This window comes from Pseudoalteromonas sp. TAP-3C (assembly GCF_059888565.1).
Window position 1 is genome coordinate 319178 of record NZ_CM187618.1, and the last position, 17034, is coordinate 336211.

The 17034-nt window shown below is 42.4% G+C and carries 12 protein-coding genes; 9 read left to right on the forward strand and 3 right to left on the reverse strand.

Annotated features, from left to right (window positions below):
- The first annotated feature begins 2 nt into the window (after positions 1-2).
- The gene (locus AC6H44_RS01480; RefSeq protein WP_500737055.1) at positions 3-209 is read left to right on the forward strand and encodes a hypothetical protein; all 207 of its coding nucleotides are present in this window, start codon (positions 3-5) and stop codon (positions 207-209) included.
- Positions 210-460: 251 nt separating this feature from the next.
- Here AC6H44_RS01480 and AC6H44_RS01485 read toward each other — a convergent pair whose 3' ends face one another.
- The gene (locus AC6H44_RS01485; RefSeq protein ID WP_500736039.1) at positions 461-2074 is read right to left on the reverse strand and encodes an IS1634 family transposase; all 1614 of its coding nucleotides are present in this window, start codon (positions 2072-2074) and stop codon (positions 461-463) included.
- A 122-nt stretch (positions 2075-2196) separates the two neighbouring features.
- Here AC6H44_RS01485 and AC6H44_RS01490 point away from each other — a divergent pair, with 122 nt between their 5' ends.
- The gene (locus AC6H44_RS01490; RefSeq protein ID WP_500737056.1) at positions 2197-3147 is read left to right on the forward strand and encodes a PAS domain-containing protein; all 951 of its coding nucleotides are present in this window, start codon (positions 2197-2199) and stop codon (positions 3145-3147) included.
- A 104-nt stretch (positions 3148-3251) separates the two neighbouring features.
- Positions 3252-4865 carry an IS1634 family transposase gene (locus AC6H44_RS01495; protein ID WP_500737057.1) on the forward strand — a complete coding sequence of 538 codons (1614 nt, stop codon included), beginning with the start codon at positions 3252-3254 and terminating at the stop codon, positions 4863-4865.
- Positions 4866-4967: 102 nt separating this feature from the next.
- Here the strand turns inward: AC6H44_RS01495 and AC6H44_RS01500 are convergent, their stop codons facing one another.
- Positions 4968-6173 carry an IS4 family transposase gene (locus AC6H44_RS01500; RefSeq protein ID WP_500735106.1) on the reverse strand — a complete coding sequence of 402 codons (1206 nt, stop codon included), beginning with the start codon at positions 6171-6173 and terminating at the stop codon, positions 4968-4970.
- Positions 6174-6206: 33 nt separating this feature from the next.
- Between AC6H44_RS01500 and AC6H44_RS01505 the strand changes: the two genes are divergently transcribed.
- Positions 6207-7415 carry a putative bifunctional diguanylate cyclase/phosphodiesterase gene (locus AC6H44_RS01505; protein ID WP_500737058.1) on the forward strand — a complete coding sequence of 403 codons (1209 nt, stop codon included), beginning with the start codon at positions 6207-6209 and terminating at the stop codon, positions 7413-7415.
- 367 nt (positions 7416-7782) lie between these two features.
- On the opposite strand, the gene AC6H44_RS01510 is transcribed toward AC6H44_RS01505, so the two are convergent.
- Complete coding sequence (locus tag AC6H44_RS01510) at positions 7783-8814, reverse strand: IS110 family RNA-guided transposase (protein ID WP_500736053.1); 1032 nt, start codon at positions 8812-8814, stop codon at positions 7783-7785.
- Positions 8815-9303: 489 nt separating this feature from the next.
- Between AC6H44_RS01510 and ampD the strand changes: the two genes are divergently transcribed.
- From ampD to aceF, 5 genes are all read left to right on the forward strand, one after another.
- Positions 9304-9849, forward strand: a complete 546-nt coding sequence (gene ampD, locus AC6H44_RS01515) for a 1,6-anhydro-N-acetylmuramyl-L-alanine amidase AmpD (RefSeq protein WP_500737059.1) — start codon at positions 9304-9306, stop codon at positions 9847-9849.
- 21 nt (positions 9850-9870) lie between these two features.
- Positions 9871-10722, forward strand: a complete 852-nt coding sequence (gene ampE, locus AC6H44_RS01520) for a beta-lactamase regulator AmpE (protein WP_500737060.1) — start codon at positions 9871-9873, stop codon at positions 10720-10722.
- A gap of 730 nt (positions 10723-11452) precedes the next feature.
- Entirely contained in the window at positions 11453-12202 is a 750-nt protein-coding gene (gene pdhR, locus AC6H44_RS01525) for a pyruvate dehydrogenase complex transcriptional repressor PdhR (RefSeq protein ID WP_500737062.1), read from the forward strand.
- 84 nt (positions 12203-12286) lie between these two features.
- Positions 12287-14953, forward strand: coding sequence for a pyruvate dehydrogenase (acetyl-transferring), homodimeric type (aceE, locus tag AC6H44_RS01530; RefSeq protein WP_500737064.1), 2667 nt, complete (start codon positions 12287-12289; stop codon positions 14951-14953).
- A 10-nt stretch (positions 14954-14963) separates the two neighbouring features.
- Positions 14964-16904 (forward strand): pyruvate dehydrogenase complex dihydrolipoyllysine-residue acetyltransferase, encoded by a 1941-nt coding sequence (aceF, locus tag AC6H44_RS01535; protein WP_500737066.1) that lies wholly within the window; start codon positions 14964-14966, stop codon positions 16902-16904.
- The last annotated feature ends 130 nt before the right edge of the window (positions 16905-17034 follow it).

Consider the following 17034-nt stretch of genomic DNA (forward strand, 5'->3'; position numbering starts at 1 on the left):
AAGTGAGCAAGGCTAGCAAACGCTCAAATACAGACATATTTAATGATGCATCGTATTCGCAATGTGCAAATTTAAGTACGCAATTGAGTGCGCTGCAACAAGAAATAAAAGCTGATTACTTGTTTATAGCCTCTGTTGATAAAAATAAATTAGCGACCACACAGTTAGTTTTACACCGCGGCAATATTATTGAGAACTTTTCTTACTAGTTAAAAGGCTCCCCTTGTGAGCCACTTTTAAAGCAAGAGCTGTGTTTTATCACTCATGACTTAACGCTTTGTTACCCTGAAAATAAACTCTTACAAACAGTTAATGCCAATGCCTATATTGGTGCCGCTATTTTAAATGACGATGGCATATTAACCGGCGTGTTAGTGGGGCTTTATTGTAATGCTCAGCAAACTCTTGAGCCTTATAAATCGACATTATTAAGTTTTGCAACCGATCTTCCGCACCCATTTTAAGAATAAATCCGCTGATATTTTTCACCCAAGCAATCAACAATGGTTTGATTGCGCGGTTGCATATTCGCCACTATGGGTGGTTTATCTGGTATGTACATGATGATGATATGCTCGAAGCACTGGAACACCCAGCGTGCCGTGGGGCGTTGGCCCGGCTTGTATTTCATCGTGGGGAAGTAGCAGTCTTTCTCCACCAAGGTTTTACGGATTTGGTGCTCCAGCCCTGCATACACCATTAAGCAGCAGGTCATCACCATGAGTAAGGCTTCAATGCGTTCAGGCTTTTTAAGGTAAATGGCGCTGGTTAAGAAGTCGGGACTTTTTAAAAAGCGAAAGCCTTTTTCCACGTTTTGCTGCGCTTTGTAACTGCTCAACAAGCTGGCCATATCAAGGTGCTCGCTCACATCATTGGTGGCAATAATAAATAACCCTAATTGTTGCAACGCACTCTCCCGTGCCGCTAACAGTGTGCACAACACGCCTGTTATCTGATACTCGATACGCTCAGGTAACTGCCCTGCTTTAGGGCGTCCTGCTCCCTTAAAAATGGCTACTTCAACAACATTTGCATCCACATCACATACCGCTTGTTTACCTCGCCATTTTATAAGGGCGCTTTGTGCGTCATTTTGGCAAGCGAAGCGTTGTTGGCACAGTTTTTTAAAGCTTTTGCGGGCAACTTCTCCGGCTTTTAGCATACGCTTGTTCAGGTTATGCTGCTCTCGCTTATACGCCTGCTCACTGCGAATGAGTAGCCATTTTTGTTTCACCCCCCCGTATTCACTGTCATAACTCACGCCTTCATAGCCAGGTGAGATAGGGGTGAAATTCAAGTTAGGCGCTTGCTTAACAAGGGTTTTAGCTTCTTTGAGGGTTTGCGGTACCCGCGTAATGAACAGTTGGCCTTGAGTATGTAAATCTTTAATGGTTTCTTGCACATACAAGGCGGCATCGGCCACAAAGTAGCGGCTGGCTTGCGCGGCTTTTAAACTGCCAATATGTGCCTTTACAATCTGTTTAAAGCCTTCCATATCATTGCTGTTGCCACTGGCAGGCTTCATATAAACCGGAATGCCTGACTGGTTCTCACAGATAAGATTGAGTATCACTTGGTTGAGCTCAGGGCGATGGTCGCGCGAATAACCTTTCGCGATACGGATAGGTTTTGGTTCGTCATCATCAGGCTCGCTTGTCGCTTTGCCATCGTAATGAAAGCTTGTTGAATCAAGGTGTAAAGCTTCGGTTTGTAACCCTAATTTCTCTACCACCGCCTCACCCAATTGCTGATACAGCTTCGATACGCCGTATTCATATAAGGTGTCTAAACAGCGACCAAGCGCATCGTCGTTGATGTGCTCGGACTTTACGCCTTCACCAATTAATCTATCAAGCGGCTTGCCTTGAAAATACTCGCTGTACATATGCAGTGTGCGGCCAGTGAAACCTAGGCCGTTTAGCACCATAGCCAACACTAATTGACCACAACTGATGTTGCGCTCAGGCGCCACGCCACCGAGTGCGTTATCAATCATATCGACAAAACCTAGATCGTGACAAAATCCAGCAACTAAGCCGTGGTGTTCGAGTTTTTGGGCATAAGGGATAGACATAAATACGCGCTCTCAAAAGAGAGTAATAGATCAAATATAGGGATCGCCGTCAAGTATTTTTTAACAACAACAGTCTAACCGCTCAATTAATGAGCAGGTTTAATTCAAAATAGGGGTGCGGAATGACAGTTGCAAACTATGCAGGGGTTTACTTGCAAAAATGCTTTTTAGAAAATAAATCAAGTTCGCAAACACTATTATCTAATGCTGTACAAAGCATGGCTAAAGTAGGCACATGGGAATATAAAGTGGTAACGGATGAGTTACTTTACTCGCCAGAGGCTTATAAAATTTACGGGCTCTCGAGCGATACTAAACTCACCCCATCTCAAGCTTTTGGGTATTATGCTGGCAAAAAGGAACAATCGCGAATTCGTCAGCTTTTCGAGCGCTTACAAACTCTTGGCTTACCCTATTGTGAAGACTTTAAATTTATAGATGCGAAAGGGCAAACTAAGTGGGTGCGTACCAGTGGGCACCCTGTTTTTAATAATAAAAATTTAACAGCCGTTCAGGGGGCCATTGAAGATGTTACTGTAGAGTACGATTTAAGAGCCAATGTTGAAGATAAAAACAACCGCCTTGAAACCATTTTAGACAACCTTAACGATGCGGTTATTACCATTAACCAAAAAGGGGTTATTGTTCACTGTAATAAAACAGCGCTTAGTATGTTTGGTTACAAGCACAGCGAAATGTTAGGGCTATCTATAAATAATTTAATGCCCGAACCCTATGCCTCTAAACACCATTCTTATATGCAAAATTATGAACAAACGGGGGAAGCTAAAATAATTGGTGTGGGTAGGCAATTACCCGCTCGTAAATGCGATGGTACTATTTTTCAAATTGAGTTGTCGCTTACCAAAGCACTCAACGATACCTCAATAGAATACATTGGCGTAGTGCGTGATATAAGTGAAAAACTCAAAGCGCAAGATACCATCTATAACTTAGCCTACTCAGATCCTATCACTGGCTTAAAAAATAAACGCTGGTTTGAACGCGAATGCAGAAGTTTACTGCAAAGCGCCAGCTTAAATAATAGCTGTCATTCCGCACCCCTATTTTGAATTAAACCTGCTCATTAATTGAGCGGTTAGACTGTTGTTGTTAAAAAATACTTGACGGCGATCCCTATATTTGATCTATTACTCTCTTTTGAGAGCGCGTATTTATGTCTATCCCTTATGCCCAAAAACTCGAACACCACGGCTTAGTTGCTGGATTTTGTCACGATCTAGGTTTTGTCGATATTATTGATAACGCACTCGGTGGCGTGGCGCCTGAGCGCAACATCAGTTGTGGTCAATTAGTGTTGGCTATGGTGCTAAACGGCCTAGGTTTCACTGGCCGCACACTGCATATGTACAGCGAGTATTTTCAAGGCAAGCCGCTTGATAGATTAATTGGTGAAGGCGTAAAGTCCGAGCACATCAACGACGATGCGCTTGGTCGCTGTTTAGACACCTTATATGAATACGGCGTATCGAAGCTGTATCAGCAATTGGGTGAGGCGGTGGTAGAGAAATTAGGGTTACAAACCGAAGCTTTACACCTTGATTCAACAAGCTTTCATTACGATGGCAAAGCGACAAGCGAGCCTGATGATGACGAACCAAAACCTATCCGTATCGCGAAAGGTTATTCGCGCGACCATCGCCCTGAGCTCAACCAAGTGATACTCAATCTTATCTGTGAGAACCAATCCGGCATACCGGTTTATATGAAGCCTGCCAGTGGCAACAGTAATGACATGGAAGGCTTTAAACAGATTGTAAAGGCGCATATTGGCAGTTTAAAAGCCGCGCAAGCCAGCCGCTATTTGGTGGCCGATGCCGCCTTGTATGTGCAAGAAACGATTGTAGATTTACATACTCAAGGCCAACTGTTCATTACGCGGGTACCGCAAACCCTCAAAGAAGCTAAAACCCTTGTTAAGCAAGCGCCTAACTTGAATTTCACCCCTATCTCACCAGGCTATGAAGGCGTGAGTTATGACAGTGAATACGGGGGGGTGAAACAAAAATGGCTACTCATTCGCAGTGAGCAGGCGTATAAGCGAGAGCAGCATAACCTGAACAAGCGTATGCTAAAAGCCGGAGAAGTTGCCCGCAAAAGCTTTAAAAAACTGTGCCAACAACGCTTCGCTTGCCAAAATGACGCACAAAGCGCCCTTATAAAATGGCGAGGTAAACAAGCGGTATGTGATGTGGATGCAAATGTTGTTGAAGTAGCCATTTTTAAGGGAGCAGGACGCCCTAAAGCAGGGCAGTTACCTGAGCGTATCGAATACCAGATTACGGGTGCATTATGCACACCACTGGCATCCAGAAAAGCCGCTTTACAACAACTGGGGTTATTTATTATTGCCACCAATGATGTTAGCGACCATCTTGATATGGCCAGCTTGCTGAGCAGGTACAAAGCGCAGCAAAACGTGGAAAAAGGCTTTCGATTCTTGAAAAGTCCCGACTTCCTTACGAGCGCTATTTACCTGAAAAAGCCTGAGCGCATTGAAGCGTTACTCATGGTAATGACTTGCTGCCTAATGGTGTACGCGGGGTTAGAGCACCAAATCCGTAAAACCTTGGTGGAGAAAGACTGCTACTTCCCCACGATGAAATACAAGCCGGGCCAACGCCCCACAGCACGCTGGGTGTTCCAGTGCTTCGAGCATATCATCATCATGTACATACCAGATAAACCACCCATAGTGGCGAATATGCAACCGCGCAATCAAACCATTGTTGATTGCTTGGGTGAAAAATATCAGCGGATTTATTCTTAAAATGGGTGCGGAAGATCGGATAATAGTTATATTTACGCATCATTATTAGACATGGATAAACTCGCTCAATTTAACTTTAAGTACTGAGAGATCCCCACGAATTTAGCCTAAATTATCAATTTGTATAGTCAGAAGTGACAACTGGCTATACACATAAATAATGAACTGCCCATCAGGCTCATACCTAGGATCATCAACCACTTCTTTGCCAAGATAAATATAGGACAATACTCGTCGTTTTTTCTCTGTATTCGCTTGTAATGCCGCATCCCCTTGTTGTGCCGACACGGTGTACCCTATGCACCATAAGACAAACAACATTAACGCCGCTATGAGCAATAAATTATCAAACCTTTCTGCGCTTCTTGAATTTGCAAAGGCTAAACTAATGCCAAGTTTTGCATTCTTAGTGTCTCTGAAACTTTCTTCTATTTGCATACGTTGTTTATATAAAGTCACAATCCGTTGAGGCTTATCTGTAAATTGTGTAGGTAAATTAAACACAAGTAGCCAAGGCTCTTTGGCCTTTTGTTGTTGGTATTTAACCGTTGTACATTGAGATTGCCCACCCCGTTTTTTGATTTTTTTACGTCCCTTGTTTTTCCCTCTAAACAAAACACCTTGGCACGCGAAACGAACTGTTTTTCCGTAGTAAATCTGTGTCAGAAGGTGTGGTTTATCTGTTGCTTGCTCAAACCATGATTTACAATTTCGCCATGTCTCAAGGTCGCTAGATAAGGTCACATTGCCTCTGACGCGCCCAAGCCAATACCAGCCTTTATCTTCTATGGCTTTAAACCATGGCGTTCTAAAAATAGCATCAGATAAAATAATAGGCTGACAATCTGCAGGTAAACACTGTGCCAAGCTATCGAGTAAGTGTTGATGAGCCGCTTCGGTATTTAATTCGCTTTCAGGATACACTTTTTCATAGAGCGTTAACGCTCTTCCCCCCATTGGTATGCTTGCCCTGAGCACTTGAAATATTTCGCCGCCATTAATAGGTGACCAGTCAACGATAATAAGTGGGTGTTGTTGCTGGCCTACTAAGCATTCGGTCATATGTTCATAGAAACAAAGACGTTCTTGATGCAGGTTAGCATTACCAATCAAACGGTCTGCGCGTTTAATATCATGTTTTTTATCGGTATTAGAAAATGATTTTAATCCGCGGCCTAGGTAAGTGACAGTAACGCGCTGGTCACGCAAGCCTGAGTTAACAAACGTAAAGACTGTATTTAAACGTGTTTTATGAATTTCAGGGTAGGCAATGGCAATATCTTTGTGTAATATTTCGGTGGCTTTCATGATTATGAGTGAGTTTTTTTATAGTGAAAAAATTTGATCACAAATAATCATGAGAGTCTACCATTAATTTTTATTTTGTGGGGATTCGTCAGCTTTAAGTATGGTATTGAAGCCGGTAACGAAGCACTCATATTAGCCGCTAAAAAACTCTCTAAAGCAATTGAGGGTGATTATAAGCTTTATAAAAATGGTGTTGACTCGTTTTTAATTATCAGTAGTTACCCAAGCGCTAGTTTAGTTGACTTAGAGCAGCAGCAACCAAAAATAGATGCAAAAATTTTAGCGTTAGATAACTTTACCCATCAGATCAGCAACTTTGACGTAGTATTAAGCGGCTCTTTAGGCAGCGCTATTATCGATCCACGTAAAGACTCATACGACTCCATGTTTAATAAGTTAGAGTATGCGTTAAAACAAGCTAAAAAGTTGGCGCCCTTTGGCTATTATTTCGCTGATTTAGATGCGTTAAAACGTTATGAACGCACCAATAAAATTCGTTATTTGCTAATAAATGTCGATAAAAGCGACGAGTTAAAACTGGTCCTTCAGCCACAGTTTGCTGATGAACATAGTTTTCATTGTTCTGAAGCATTACTACGTTGGCATTCACCAGAGCTTGGTTTTATAAGCCCTGCTGAATTTATACCGATAGCAGAGGAAAGCGAGGCAATTATTAAAATTGGCGATTGGGTGATTGATCGGGTTTGCCAGTTATTGCATCAAGTAGGCCAATTAAAAAAAAGCACCCGCATAGCGGTTAACATAAGCGCCAAACAAATAGTCGCCTCTGATTTTAAAGAAAAGCTACTAGCCAGCGTACAAAAGTGGCAAGTGTTACCACAAAGCTTAATTATTGAATTGACCGAAACCACCTTAGTTTCAGATATAGAGTTGGTAAAAAATACGATGCTAGAGCTAAATAAATTAGGTTTTAGGTTTTCAATAGATGACTTTGGCACCGGTTATTCAAGTTTGAGTTACTTAAAAGAGCTGCCTATTTCAGAGCTTAAAATTGATAAATACTTTGTTGACGGTATTATGGATACTGAAGATCACTCTAGCAAAACCATTGTTAATATGATCATCGACATGGCCAAAGCGCTTGGCGTAAACAGCGTAGCAGAAGGCGTCGAAGAAACTGCCCAATTCAACTATTTAAAGCAACGCGGCTGTAACTTATTTCAAGGCTATTTATTTTCAAAACCACTGCCTATTGAGCAGTGGAAAGATCGCCTTTTATAACCCTGTAGCAGCGACTTTATGTCGCGTTTTTAAAGGTTAAACATTAAACCTCGGTGTTAACCAAATACAAGGCGGGAGTTTACCTCGCGCATTTTTAATCAAAACGCGGGGTGAACCCGCTTATATGGACTCCTCCAATTGCACAAGCCTTTTTTGCATTAAGATGATGTGATTGCGTGCTTATATACGGGCTCTAATGAGGCGCTACCTCGGCCACTTTGATGTTTTCGCGCCCTTGTGCCTTATCTGCTAAACGGTATCTTCGTACACTAGCGGGTTTTCAGGCTCTCAAGGGTGGGTCTCACCACTCAATGCTCTATCTTGGCTTGTTCAATTCTGTTGCTTACTGACTTTTTACTCTTTTATTTTATGCTGTCAGTAATGTTGGCTCATAACTCGTTCCATTTTTAAGTAAAGCATAGGCTGTTCGCATTGTTTTGTTTGCTAATGCGATAGCAACACATTTGACGCTTTTGCGTGTAAGTAGGTTTTTTATCCACCGCTCTTTTTCTGTCCTGGCTTCTCTATTTTTTAATTTACTGACAACCGAACGGGCGCCTAAAAAAAGATTGCGTCTTAATGCGCCTCCTCGTCTTTTTGGAATTCGGCCTATTTTTGCTTTACCCCCTGTTGAGTATTGTAATGGCGTGACACCCGCACACGCTGCTGCACCTCTTGCGTCACTAAACTGTGATGTATTGCCTAAAAAAGACAGGAGCTCGATAGCCGTTATAGGGCCGACGCTTTCAAGTGCCATTAAGCGTTGACAGCCATCATTTTGTTTTGAAATACGCTCTATTTGTTTTTGCAACTCTACTTTATTGTCGCACTGCTGTTTATAAAGAGCGTAACTCAGCGCGAGCGCATGTTTTAGTTCTAGCGGCAGTGCATTTTCATCATCTTCCAAAATATCCGGTATGGCTGCTTTAAATGCGGCTTCACTTTGGTTAATCACAATACCAAACTCAAGTAGCAAACCGCGTATTTGATTTGATAATTGAATTTTTTGTTTATCTGCTAACGCTCTTACCTTGCTAAGTGATTGTAAAGCCTGCTCTTCAATGGTAAGAATTTTACATGAGCGAACATTGGGGGCTCGACTAGCAACGGCGATTGCGATTGCATCGTTTGCATCTGTTTTTTGGCCTTGTCTAAATGCTTTAACAAATAAAGGGTCAAGCAACATGACTTCATGACCAAAGGATTGCGCTGTGCGTGCAAAATATTGAGCGCTTGCGCATGCCTCCATCGCAACAACTGATGGTTTTGCTTTAACTAATAACTCAAGTAATGCTTGGCGATTAACTGCTTTATTAGATTTGAGTTTATTGCCTTTAAACTGCGCTACTTGGAAAATGTTTTTTGCTAAATCAATAGCAATTAAATTAGACTGTGTCATGTATGGACTCCTTATTGGGTAAAAGATTTTTTGCAACTTCTTTATACCGTACTCTCTCGTTAATGGGGAGGAGTCCATACATCTGCTACAAATGTGTGATATTTTAGGTAGCAGCGACTTTATGTCGCGTTAAGGTTTATCAAAGCATAAAATAAAAAAACACAAACAAACGCGGGGTAAACCCGCTGCTACAGGCACTGCGGGTTAAAACCCCGAAGCCCGACCCCCGAAGCCCGACCCCCGAAGCCCGACCCCCGAAGCCCGACCCCCGAAGCCCGACCCCCGAAGCCCGACCCCCGAAGCCCGACCCCCGAACCCCGAACCCCGAACCCCGAACCCCGAACCCCGAACCCCGAACCCCGAACCCCGAACCCCGAACCCCGAACCCCGAACCCCGAACCCCGAACCCTGAACCCTGAACCCCGAACCCCTACCATTTTGCTTAAAGATCAATTAGCATCGAGTTATGTGAATTTTAAATGATACAGTATGAACATAGATTCTTCTGGGGTTATAAGTACTTTATCACAGCGTGTGTGTAACCACTTTGACGAGCGGCCCGCTAATAGTGATATTTCACTGTTGGTTATTCACAATATTTCATTGCCGGCGGGGCAGTTTAATACCCCGTATGTTGATGATTTATTTATGGGGTGTATTGATTGCAATGCACACCCTAGCTTTAGTGATTTAGCTGGGCTTAGGGTATCGGCGCATTGTTTTATTAAGCGCTGTGGCGAAATTATACAGTATGTGCCTTTTACCAAGCGTGCATGGCATGCGGGGCGCTCTAGTTTTGCCGGACAACAAAATTGTAATGATTTTAGTATAGGTATAGAGCTTGAAGGTACCGATACCATTGCTTACACGCAGGCGCAGTATCAAAGTTTAGCAAGGTTGGTTGACGCCATTATGCAGCACTATCCAAACATTACAGCCAGTAATATAGTGGGGCATTGTGATATTGCCCCCGGGCGTAAAACTGACCCTGGCATAAGCTTTGACTGGCGTAAGTTTTTTAAACTAATTAAATAATTAAGTTAAGCGAGTAACAACATGATTTTGGTTTCAATAATAATAGCACTGATACTTGAGCGTTTAGGTGCGCGCTCTGCCCATTGGCAAATAAGCTATTATGCTAATGGCTACTTAACTCGCAGCCTTAACTTATTAACCAATAAAGGCTTATTTGGCACCGCCACAGGGTTTTTAATTTGGTTGTTGTTGCCTGTGGTTGTAATAGCGTGCTTGTATTTTTTATCTGATTTTGTTTTGTGGCAGCTTGCTTTTAATGTGGTGGTGTTATTGGTGTGCTTTGGTTGTGCTAAGCATCGAGCTTTGTATAAGTCGTACTTAAATGCACTTACACGCGGCGATCAAACGGCGGCGTCTTTGTATGCACTGCAATTAGGGCAAAAACGCACTGAGCAGCAAAAAGGCGGTGAAACCGTAGGACAAACACTGGCGTGGGTTAATTTTCGGTTTTATTGCGCGGTAATATTTTGGTTTGTGGTATTAGGCGTTGCTGGTGCGGTATTTTATGCGTTAGTGCGTACGTTTGCTGACTTGGTCAGTGATAACCGTGATGAAGTAATCGCTAAACATTTTAAGCTTATTCATCGCTTGCTGTTTTGGCTTGACTGGTTACCGGCCCGAATTACCAGCTTTGGTTATTTGGTGATTGGTAACTTTAATAAAGGTACTAGCTGTTGGTTGCAGTATGTGCTTGATTTTTCAAGCCCTAATCGTAAGGTGGTTACTTGTACAGCACTGGCCTGCGAGCAAATTGAAGCGCGCTACTACGGCTGTACTTTTGAAGCCACCTGTATGATAAAACTAGTTAAGCGCAACGTACTGTTTTATCTTGCGCTTATTGCCTTAATGACCTTGTTTGGTGGGCTGAGTTAAAGAGCAGGTATTAGGTTATAGGTATTAGGCAGAGATTAAGCCCAGCACTGTATTTAGCTTGGTGTTGGCGAGCTGCGGGTAATGAGCAACGAGCTTAAAACCTCTTTACCCTCATTATCCTTTCTTTGTGTAATAGTTTTTAAGTAATTTATTTACCACAGAGAATGCAGAGTAAGTGACAATCAATGGTTGTTCCCTCTGTGGAGCGCGAAGCGCCTCTGTACCCTCTGTGGTTCAAAAAATAAATATATTTGGTGCCTGGTTTTAGGTTCTAGGCAGAGATTAAGCTAAGCATAGTGTTGGGTTAATCGTAGGCGGGGCTTTATGCCGCGCACTTTACTGTTTCTTGCGGGCTACGAGCTGCGGGCTTAAAACCTTTAACCTATACATGCGCGAGGTAAACTCCCGCCTTGTAAAAATATGTTTGCAAATTGCTCAACGTTTTATCCTATTGCCGAACCCCGAAAATTTAAATTAGCTGGTCTGACCATTTGCTTTTTCTTATTATTTCCCTTTTTTTACTGTTAGTTATCTGTCTATAATTTAAACTTTGTTTAAATTGCGTTACGCTGCATTAGGGCTTTAAAAGCTATGCAAATTGACAGTAATCGCGGTTTTTGATAACGTATGTCAAAATTTGGTATGACCAATTTACCTTTTTGGTTGAGTTATTCAGCTGAAAGCCTGATAAAACGGGCTGCTAGCACTTATACAACGCGGACGTTGATTAATGTCTTTAAAAATTAAAGCGGCAAAATTATCTGATGTTATTTTACAGCAACTTGAGAACATGATTCTTGAGGGGTCGTTAGCACCAGGAGAAAAGTTACCACCGGAACGTGAACTTGCTAAGCAATTTGAAGTGTCGCGCCCGTCGTTGCGTGAAGCCATTCAAAAGCTTGAGGCAAAAGGGTTGGTAACTCGGCGCCAAGGTGGTGGCACCTATGTAAAAAATCAATTGGAAGAAGGGCTCACTGATCCGTTGTTTGATTTGATCAGTAAACACCCCGAATCGCAGTTTGATTTATTAGAATTTCGTCATGCGCTAGAGGGAATTGCGGCTTATTACGCGGCACTTCGCGGAACAAGCAACGACTTTGCAAAAGTAAAACAAAGCTTTGAGCAGATTGCATTAGCTAAAGATGAACTAAAGCAAAAAGCCAAAGCGATTAATGACTTTCATTTTTGCATTGCTGAGGCGTCTCATAACGTAGTGTTATTGCATTTAGTCAGAGGTATGCAAAGCCTACTTGAGCAAAATGTTTTACAAAATTTAACGGTGTTACTTAAAAAGTCAGATATAAGCCAGCAATTAGCCGAGCACAGGCGTTTATTAATGGATGCGGTGATTGACGGTAATCCTGAACAAGCTCGTTTAGCGAGTAATGCGCATTTAGCCTATATTGAAGAAGCATTGCTTGAAGCGGGTAAAGAGCATTCTCGAATTGAACGTAGTTTAAGACGCACCAAACAACATTAAGCAAGTACAGTTACTTTTAATTTTAATTAATAGTGACATATTCAATACACAAAATTAGTATTTTAAACATAAGGAAACCTCCATATGTCTGAAGTCAATAAAATTGACGTAGACGCGCTAGAAACACAAGAGTGGTTACAAGCTCTTGAATCGGTTGTGCGCGAAGAAGGTGTTGAACGCGCTCAGTTTTTACTTGAGCAAGTGTTAGAGCAAGCCCGCTTAGACGGTGTAGATATGCCAACAGGCATTAACACAAACTACGTTAATACAATACCGGTTGACCAAGAACCTGCCTACCCAGGGGATGTAAATCTTGAGCGCCGTATTCGTTCAATTATTCGCTGGAACGCGATTATGATTGTATTGCGTGCCTCGAAAAAAGATCTCGATTTAGGCGGCCATATGGCGTCTTACCAATCGTCGGCTGCATTTTATGAAGTGTGTTTTAACCATTTCTTTAAAGCCCCTAATGACGTTGACGGTGGCGATTTAGTTTATTATCAAGGGCATATTTCTCCGGGCATTTATGCGCGTGCATTTGTTGAGGGGCGTTTAAGCGCCGAGCAGCTTGATAATTTCCGCCAAGAAGTAGATGGCAAAGGCTTACCTTCTTACCCGCACCCTAAACTCATGCCTGAGTTTTGGCAGTTCCCCACGGTATCTATGGGGTTAGGTCCTATTGCATCTATTTACCAAGCGCGTTTTTTAAAGTACTTAGATGGCCGCGGTCTAAAAGACACCAAAAACCAACGTGTGTATGCGTTTTTAGGTGATGGCGAAATGGATGAGCCAGAATCACGTGGCGCAATTTCTTTTGCTGCCCGTGAAAAGCTAGACAACCTGTGTTACTTAATTAACTGTAACTTACAGCGTCTTGATGGCCCTGTAATGGGTAATGGTAAAATCATTCAAGAGCTAGAAGGGCTATTTAAAGGCGCTGGCTGGAACGTTATTAAACTTGTTTGGGGCAGTGGCTGGGATATTTTATTAGCCAAAGACACCACAGGTAAATTATTACAATTGATGAACGAAACAGTCGATGGTGATTACCAAACCTACAAAGCAAAAAATGGCGCGTACGTACGTGAGCATTTCTTTGGGCGTTACCCTGAAACCGCGGCATTGGTTGCAGATATGACCGATGATGAAATTTTTGCGCTTAAGCGTGGTGGTCATGAGCCGTCAAAACTGTTTGCTGCGTTTAAAAAAGCAGAAGAAACCAAAGGTCGCCCAACCGTGATCCTTGCTAAAACAGTAAAAGGTTACGGCATGGGTGAAGCGGCTGAAGGTAAAAACATTGCTCACCAAGTGAAGAAAATGGATATGAGCCATGTTGAACATTTACGTGATCGTTTAGGCTTACAAGATTTAGTATCAAAAGAGCAGCTAAAAGAGCTACCTTATTTAACGCTTGAAAAAGATTCTGCTGAGCATAAATACTTGCATGCACGCCGCGAGGCACTTAAAGGTTATACACCTAAGCGTATTGCTAAATTTTCAGAAAAACTACAGTTACCCGAAGTTGATGCGTTTAAGCCATTACTTGAAGAGCAAAAACGTGACATATCAACAACAATGGGCTTTGTACGTACACTTAATGTGTTATTAAAAGATAAAGGCATTGGTAAAAATATTGTGCCAATTATTGCCGATGAGGCGCGTACGTTCGGGATGGAAGGGTTGTTTCGTCAGATTGGTATTTATAACCCTTCAGGCCAAAACTATACCCCTCAAGACCGTGATATTGTTTCTTACTATAAAGAAGCAACGTCAGGGCAAGTATTACAAGAAGGGATTAACGAGTTAGGTGCAATGTCGTCGTGGGTTGCTGCGGCAACATCATACAGCACTAACGATTTACCAATGATCCCATTTTATATCTACTATTCAATGTTCGGTTTTCAACGTGTGGGTGATATGGCTTGGATGGCAGGGGATCAGCAAGCACGTGGTTTCTTATTAGGCGCTACAGCCGGGCGTACAACGCTAAATGGTGAAGGCTTACAACACGAAGATGGTCACAGTCATATTCTTGCCAACACAGTGCCTAACTGTATTTCTTACGATCCTACTTATGCATTTGAAGTAGCGGTAATTATACAAGACGGTATTCGTCGTATGTACGGTGAAAACCAAGAAAATATTTATTACTACCTTACATTAATGAACGAGAACTACCATCAACCAGCTATGCCAGAGGGCGCTGAAGAAGGTATACGTAAGGGTATTTATAAGCTTGAAAGCTACGCAGGCAAAAAAGCCAACGTACAGCTATTAAGCTCAGGTACTATTATGACTGAAGTGCGCAAAGCGGCGGCTATTTTAAGTGATGACTACGGGATTGCCTCAGATGTTTACTCAGTAACTTCATTTAATGAGCTTACCCGTGATGGTCAAGACGTTGAGCGTTTTAATATGCTTAACCCAGAAAGCGAGCAAAAAACGCCGTACATCACTAGCGTATTAAACGATTCAGTCACTGTTGCTGCTACCGATTACATGAAAAACTACGCAGAACAAGCGCGTTCATTTATACCAAGCACTAACTACAAAGTACTGGGCACAGATGGTTATGGCCGTTCTGACAGCCGTGAAAACCTACGTCGTCACTTTGAAGTTAACGCAAGTTACGTGGTAGTTGCGACATTATCTGAACTTGCTAAACGCGGTGACGTTGAAAAGTCAGTGGTTGTTGAGGCGATTAAAAAGTTCAACATCGACACCAACAAACTAAATCCACTGTACGCATAAGAGGTTTGCAATGAGTATTGAAATTAAAGTACCCGATATTGGTGATGATGACGTTGAAGTAACCGAAATACTAGTGAGCGTTGGCGACAAGGTTGAGGTTGATCAATCATTACTAACGGTTGAAGGCGATAAAGCATCAATGGAAGTACCTGCTGATCAAGCCGGTACGGTAAAAGAGATTAAAGTTAACGTGGGCGATACGGTTACCACAGGCAGTTTAGTGTTTTTATTTGAAGGCGAAGCGCAAGATTCTGGCGCTGATGAAAAAACAGTAGAAAAAACAGCAGAAAAAACCGAAGCAGCAGCGCCTTCTGCCTCATCGGGTTCGTCAACCAAAGAAGTCACTGTGCCAGATATTGGCGATGACGAAGTTGAAGTAACGGAAATAATGGTTGCGGTTGGCGACAGCGTAGACGAAGAGCAATCTATTTTAAACGTTGAAGGCGATAAAGCGGCCATGGAAGTGCCAGCACCGTTTGCGGGCACAGTAAAAGAGATTAAAGTAAACACCGGTGATAAAGTAAAAACCGGCTCGTTAGTGTTTGTTTTTGAAATTGCTGGTGGTGATAACGCAAGTGCGCCTGCAAGTGATTCAACAGCACAAGAAAAGCCTGCTGCAAAAGAGTCGTCAGCTACCGAGTCAGCATCAAGCACAAAAGAAGTGAGTGTACCTGATATTGGTGACGATGAAGTTGAAGTGACAGAAATCATGGTTGCGGTAGGCGACAGCGTAGATGAAGAGCAATCTATCTTAAACGTTGAAGGCGACAAAGCCGCCATGGAAGTACCTGCGCCTTTTGCGGGCACGGTAAAAGAGATTAAAGTTGCGACTGGCGATAAAGTTAAAACAGGTTCATTAATTTTTGTATTTGAAGTGGCAGGAAGTGCACCAAGCGAAGCGCCTGCAAAGCAAGCTGAGCCAAAATCAGAGACAAAAGCAGAATCTAAACCTGAGTCTAAGCCAAGTGAGTCTCAATCAGTTCAAGCAAGTAATGACAGTTTTGCAGAGAACAACGCGTATGCGCATGCATCGCCAGTGATTCGTCGTTTAGCCCGTGAATTCGGTATTAACCTTGCCAATGTAAAAGGCTCAGGACGTAAAAACCGAGTTGTTAAAGAAGACGTGCAAAACTATGTTAAGCAGCTGGTTAAGCAAGTAGAGTCTGGCCAAGCACCGGCGGCTAAAGGCAATGCGGGTGGCGGTGAACTTGGTTTAATTGCATGGCCAAAAGTTGATTTTGCTAAGTTTGGTGAAATTGAAGAGAAGAAACTGTCTCGCATTCAAAAGCTATCGGGTAAAAACTTACACCGTAATTGGGTACAAATTCCTCATGTTACCCAGTTTGATGAAGCGGATATCACCAGCCTTGAAGTGTTCCGTAAAGAGCAAAATACGCTTAACGAGAAGAAAAAACTGGGTGTTAAAATTACCCCGTTGGTATTTATAATGAAGGCAGCCGCTAAAGTGCTTGCTGAGTTTCCTACCTTTAACTCGTCACTTTCTGATGATGGCGAAAGCTTAATTCTTAAAAAGTACATTAATATTGGGGTAGCGGTTGATACGCCAAACGGGTTAGTTGTACCAGTGTTTAAAGATGTTGATAAAAAAGGCATTATTGAATTATCGCGTGAACTAATGGACGTATCTGCTAAAGCACGCGACGGTAAACTTACCTCGTCAGATATGCAAGGCGGTTGTTTTACTATTTCAAGTTTAGGCGGCATTGGTGGTACGGCATTTACGCCGATTGTTAATGCGCCAGAGGTTGCTATTTTAGGTGTGTCTAAGTCAGATATGAAACCTAAATGGAATGGTAAAGAGTTTGAGCCTAAATTAATGGTTCCGCTTTCTATGTCATACGACCATAGAGTGATTGACGGTGCATTAGCAGCACGGTTTACTGCTACACTTGCAAGTTATTTGAGTGATATTCGTCAATTGGTGATGTAATGCCACTAATGTTATTAACAAGACGATTGTTATAGGAATTAGATACACTCATATTGCAAATAGCATCAAATCCTAGCCAGTGCTTTTTTGCTGGGATTTTTTCCATTTGCAGTGATACACTATTTGCACA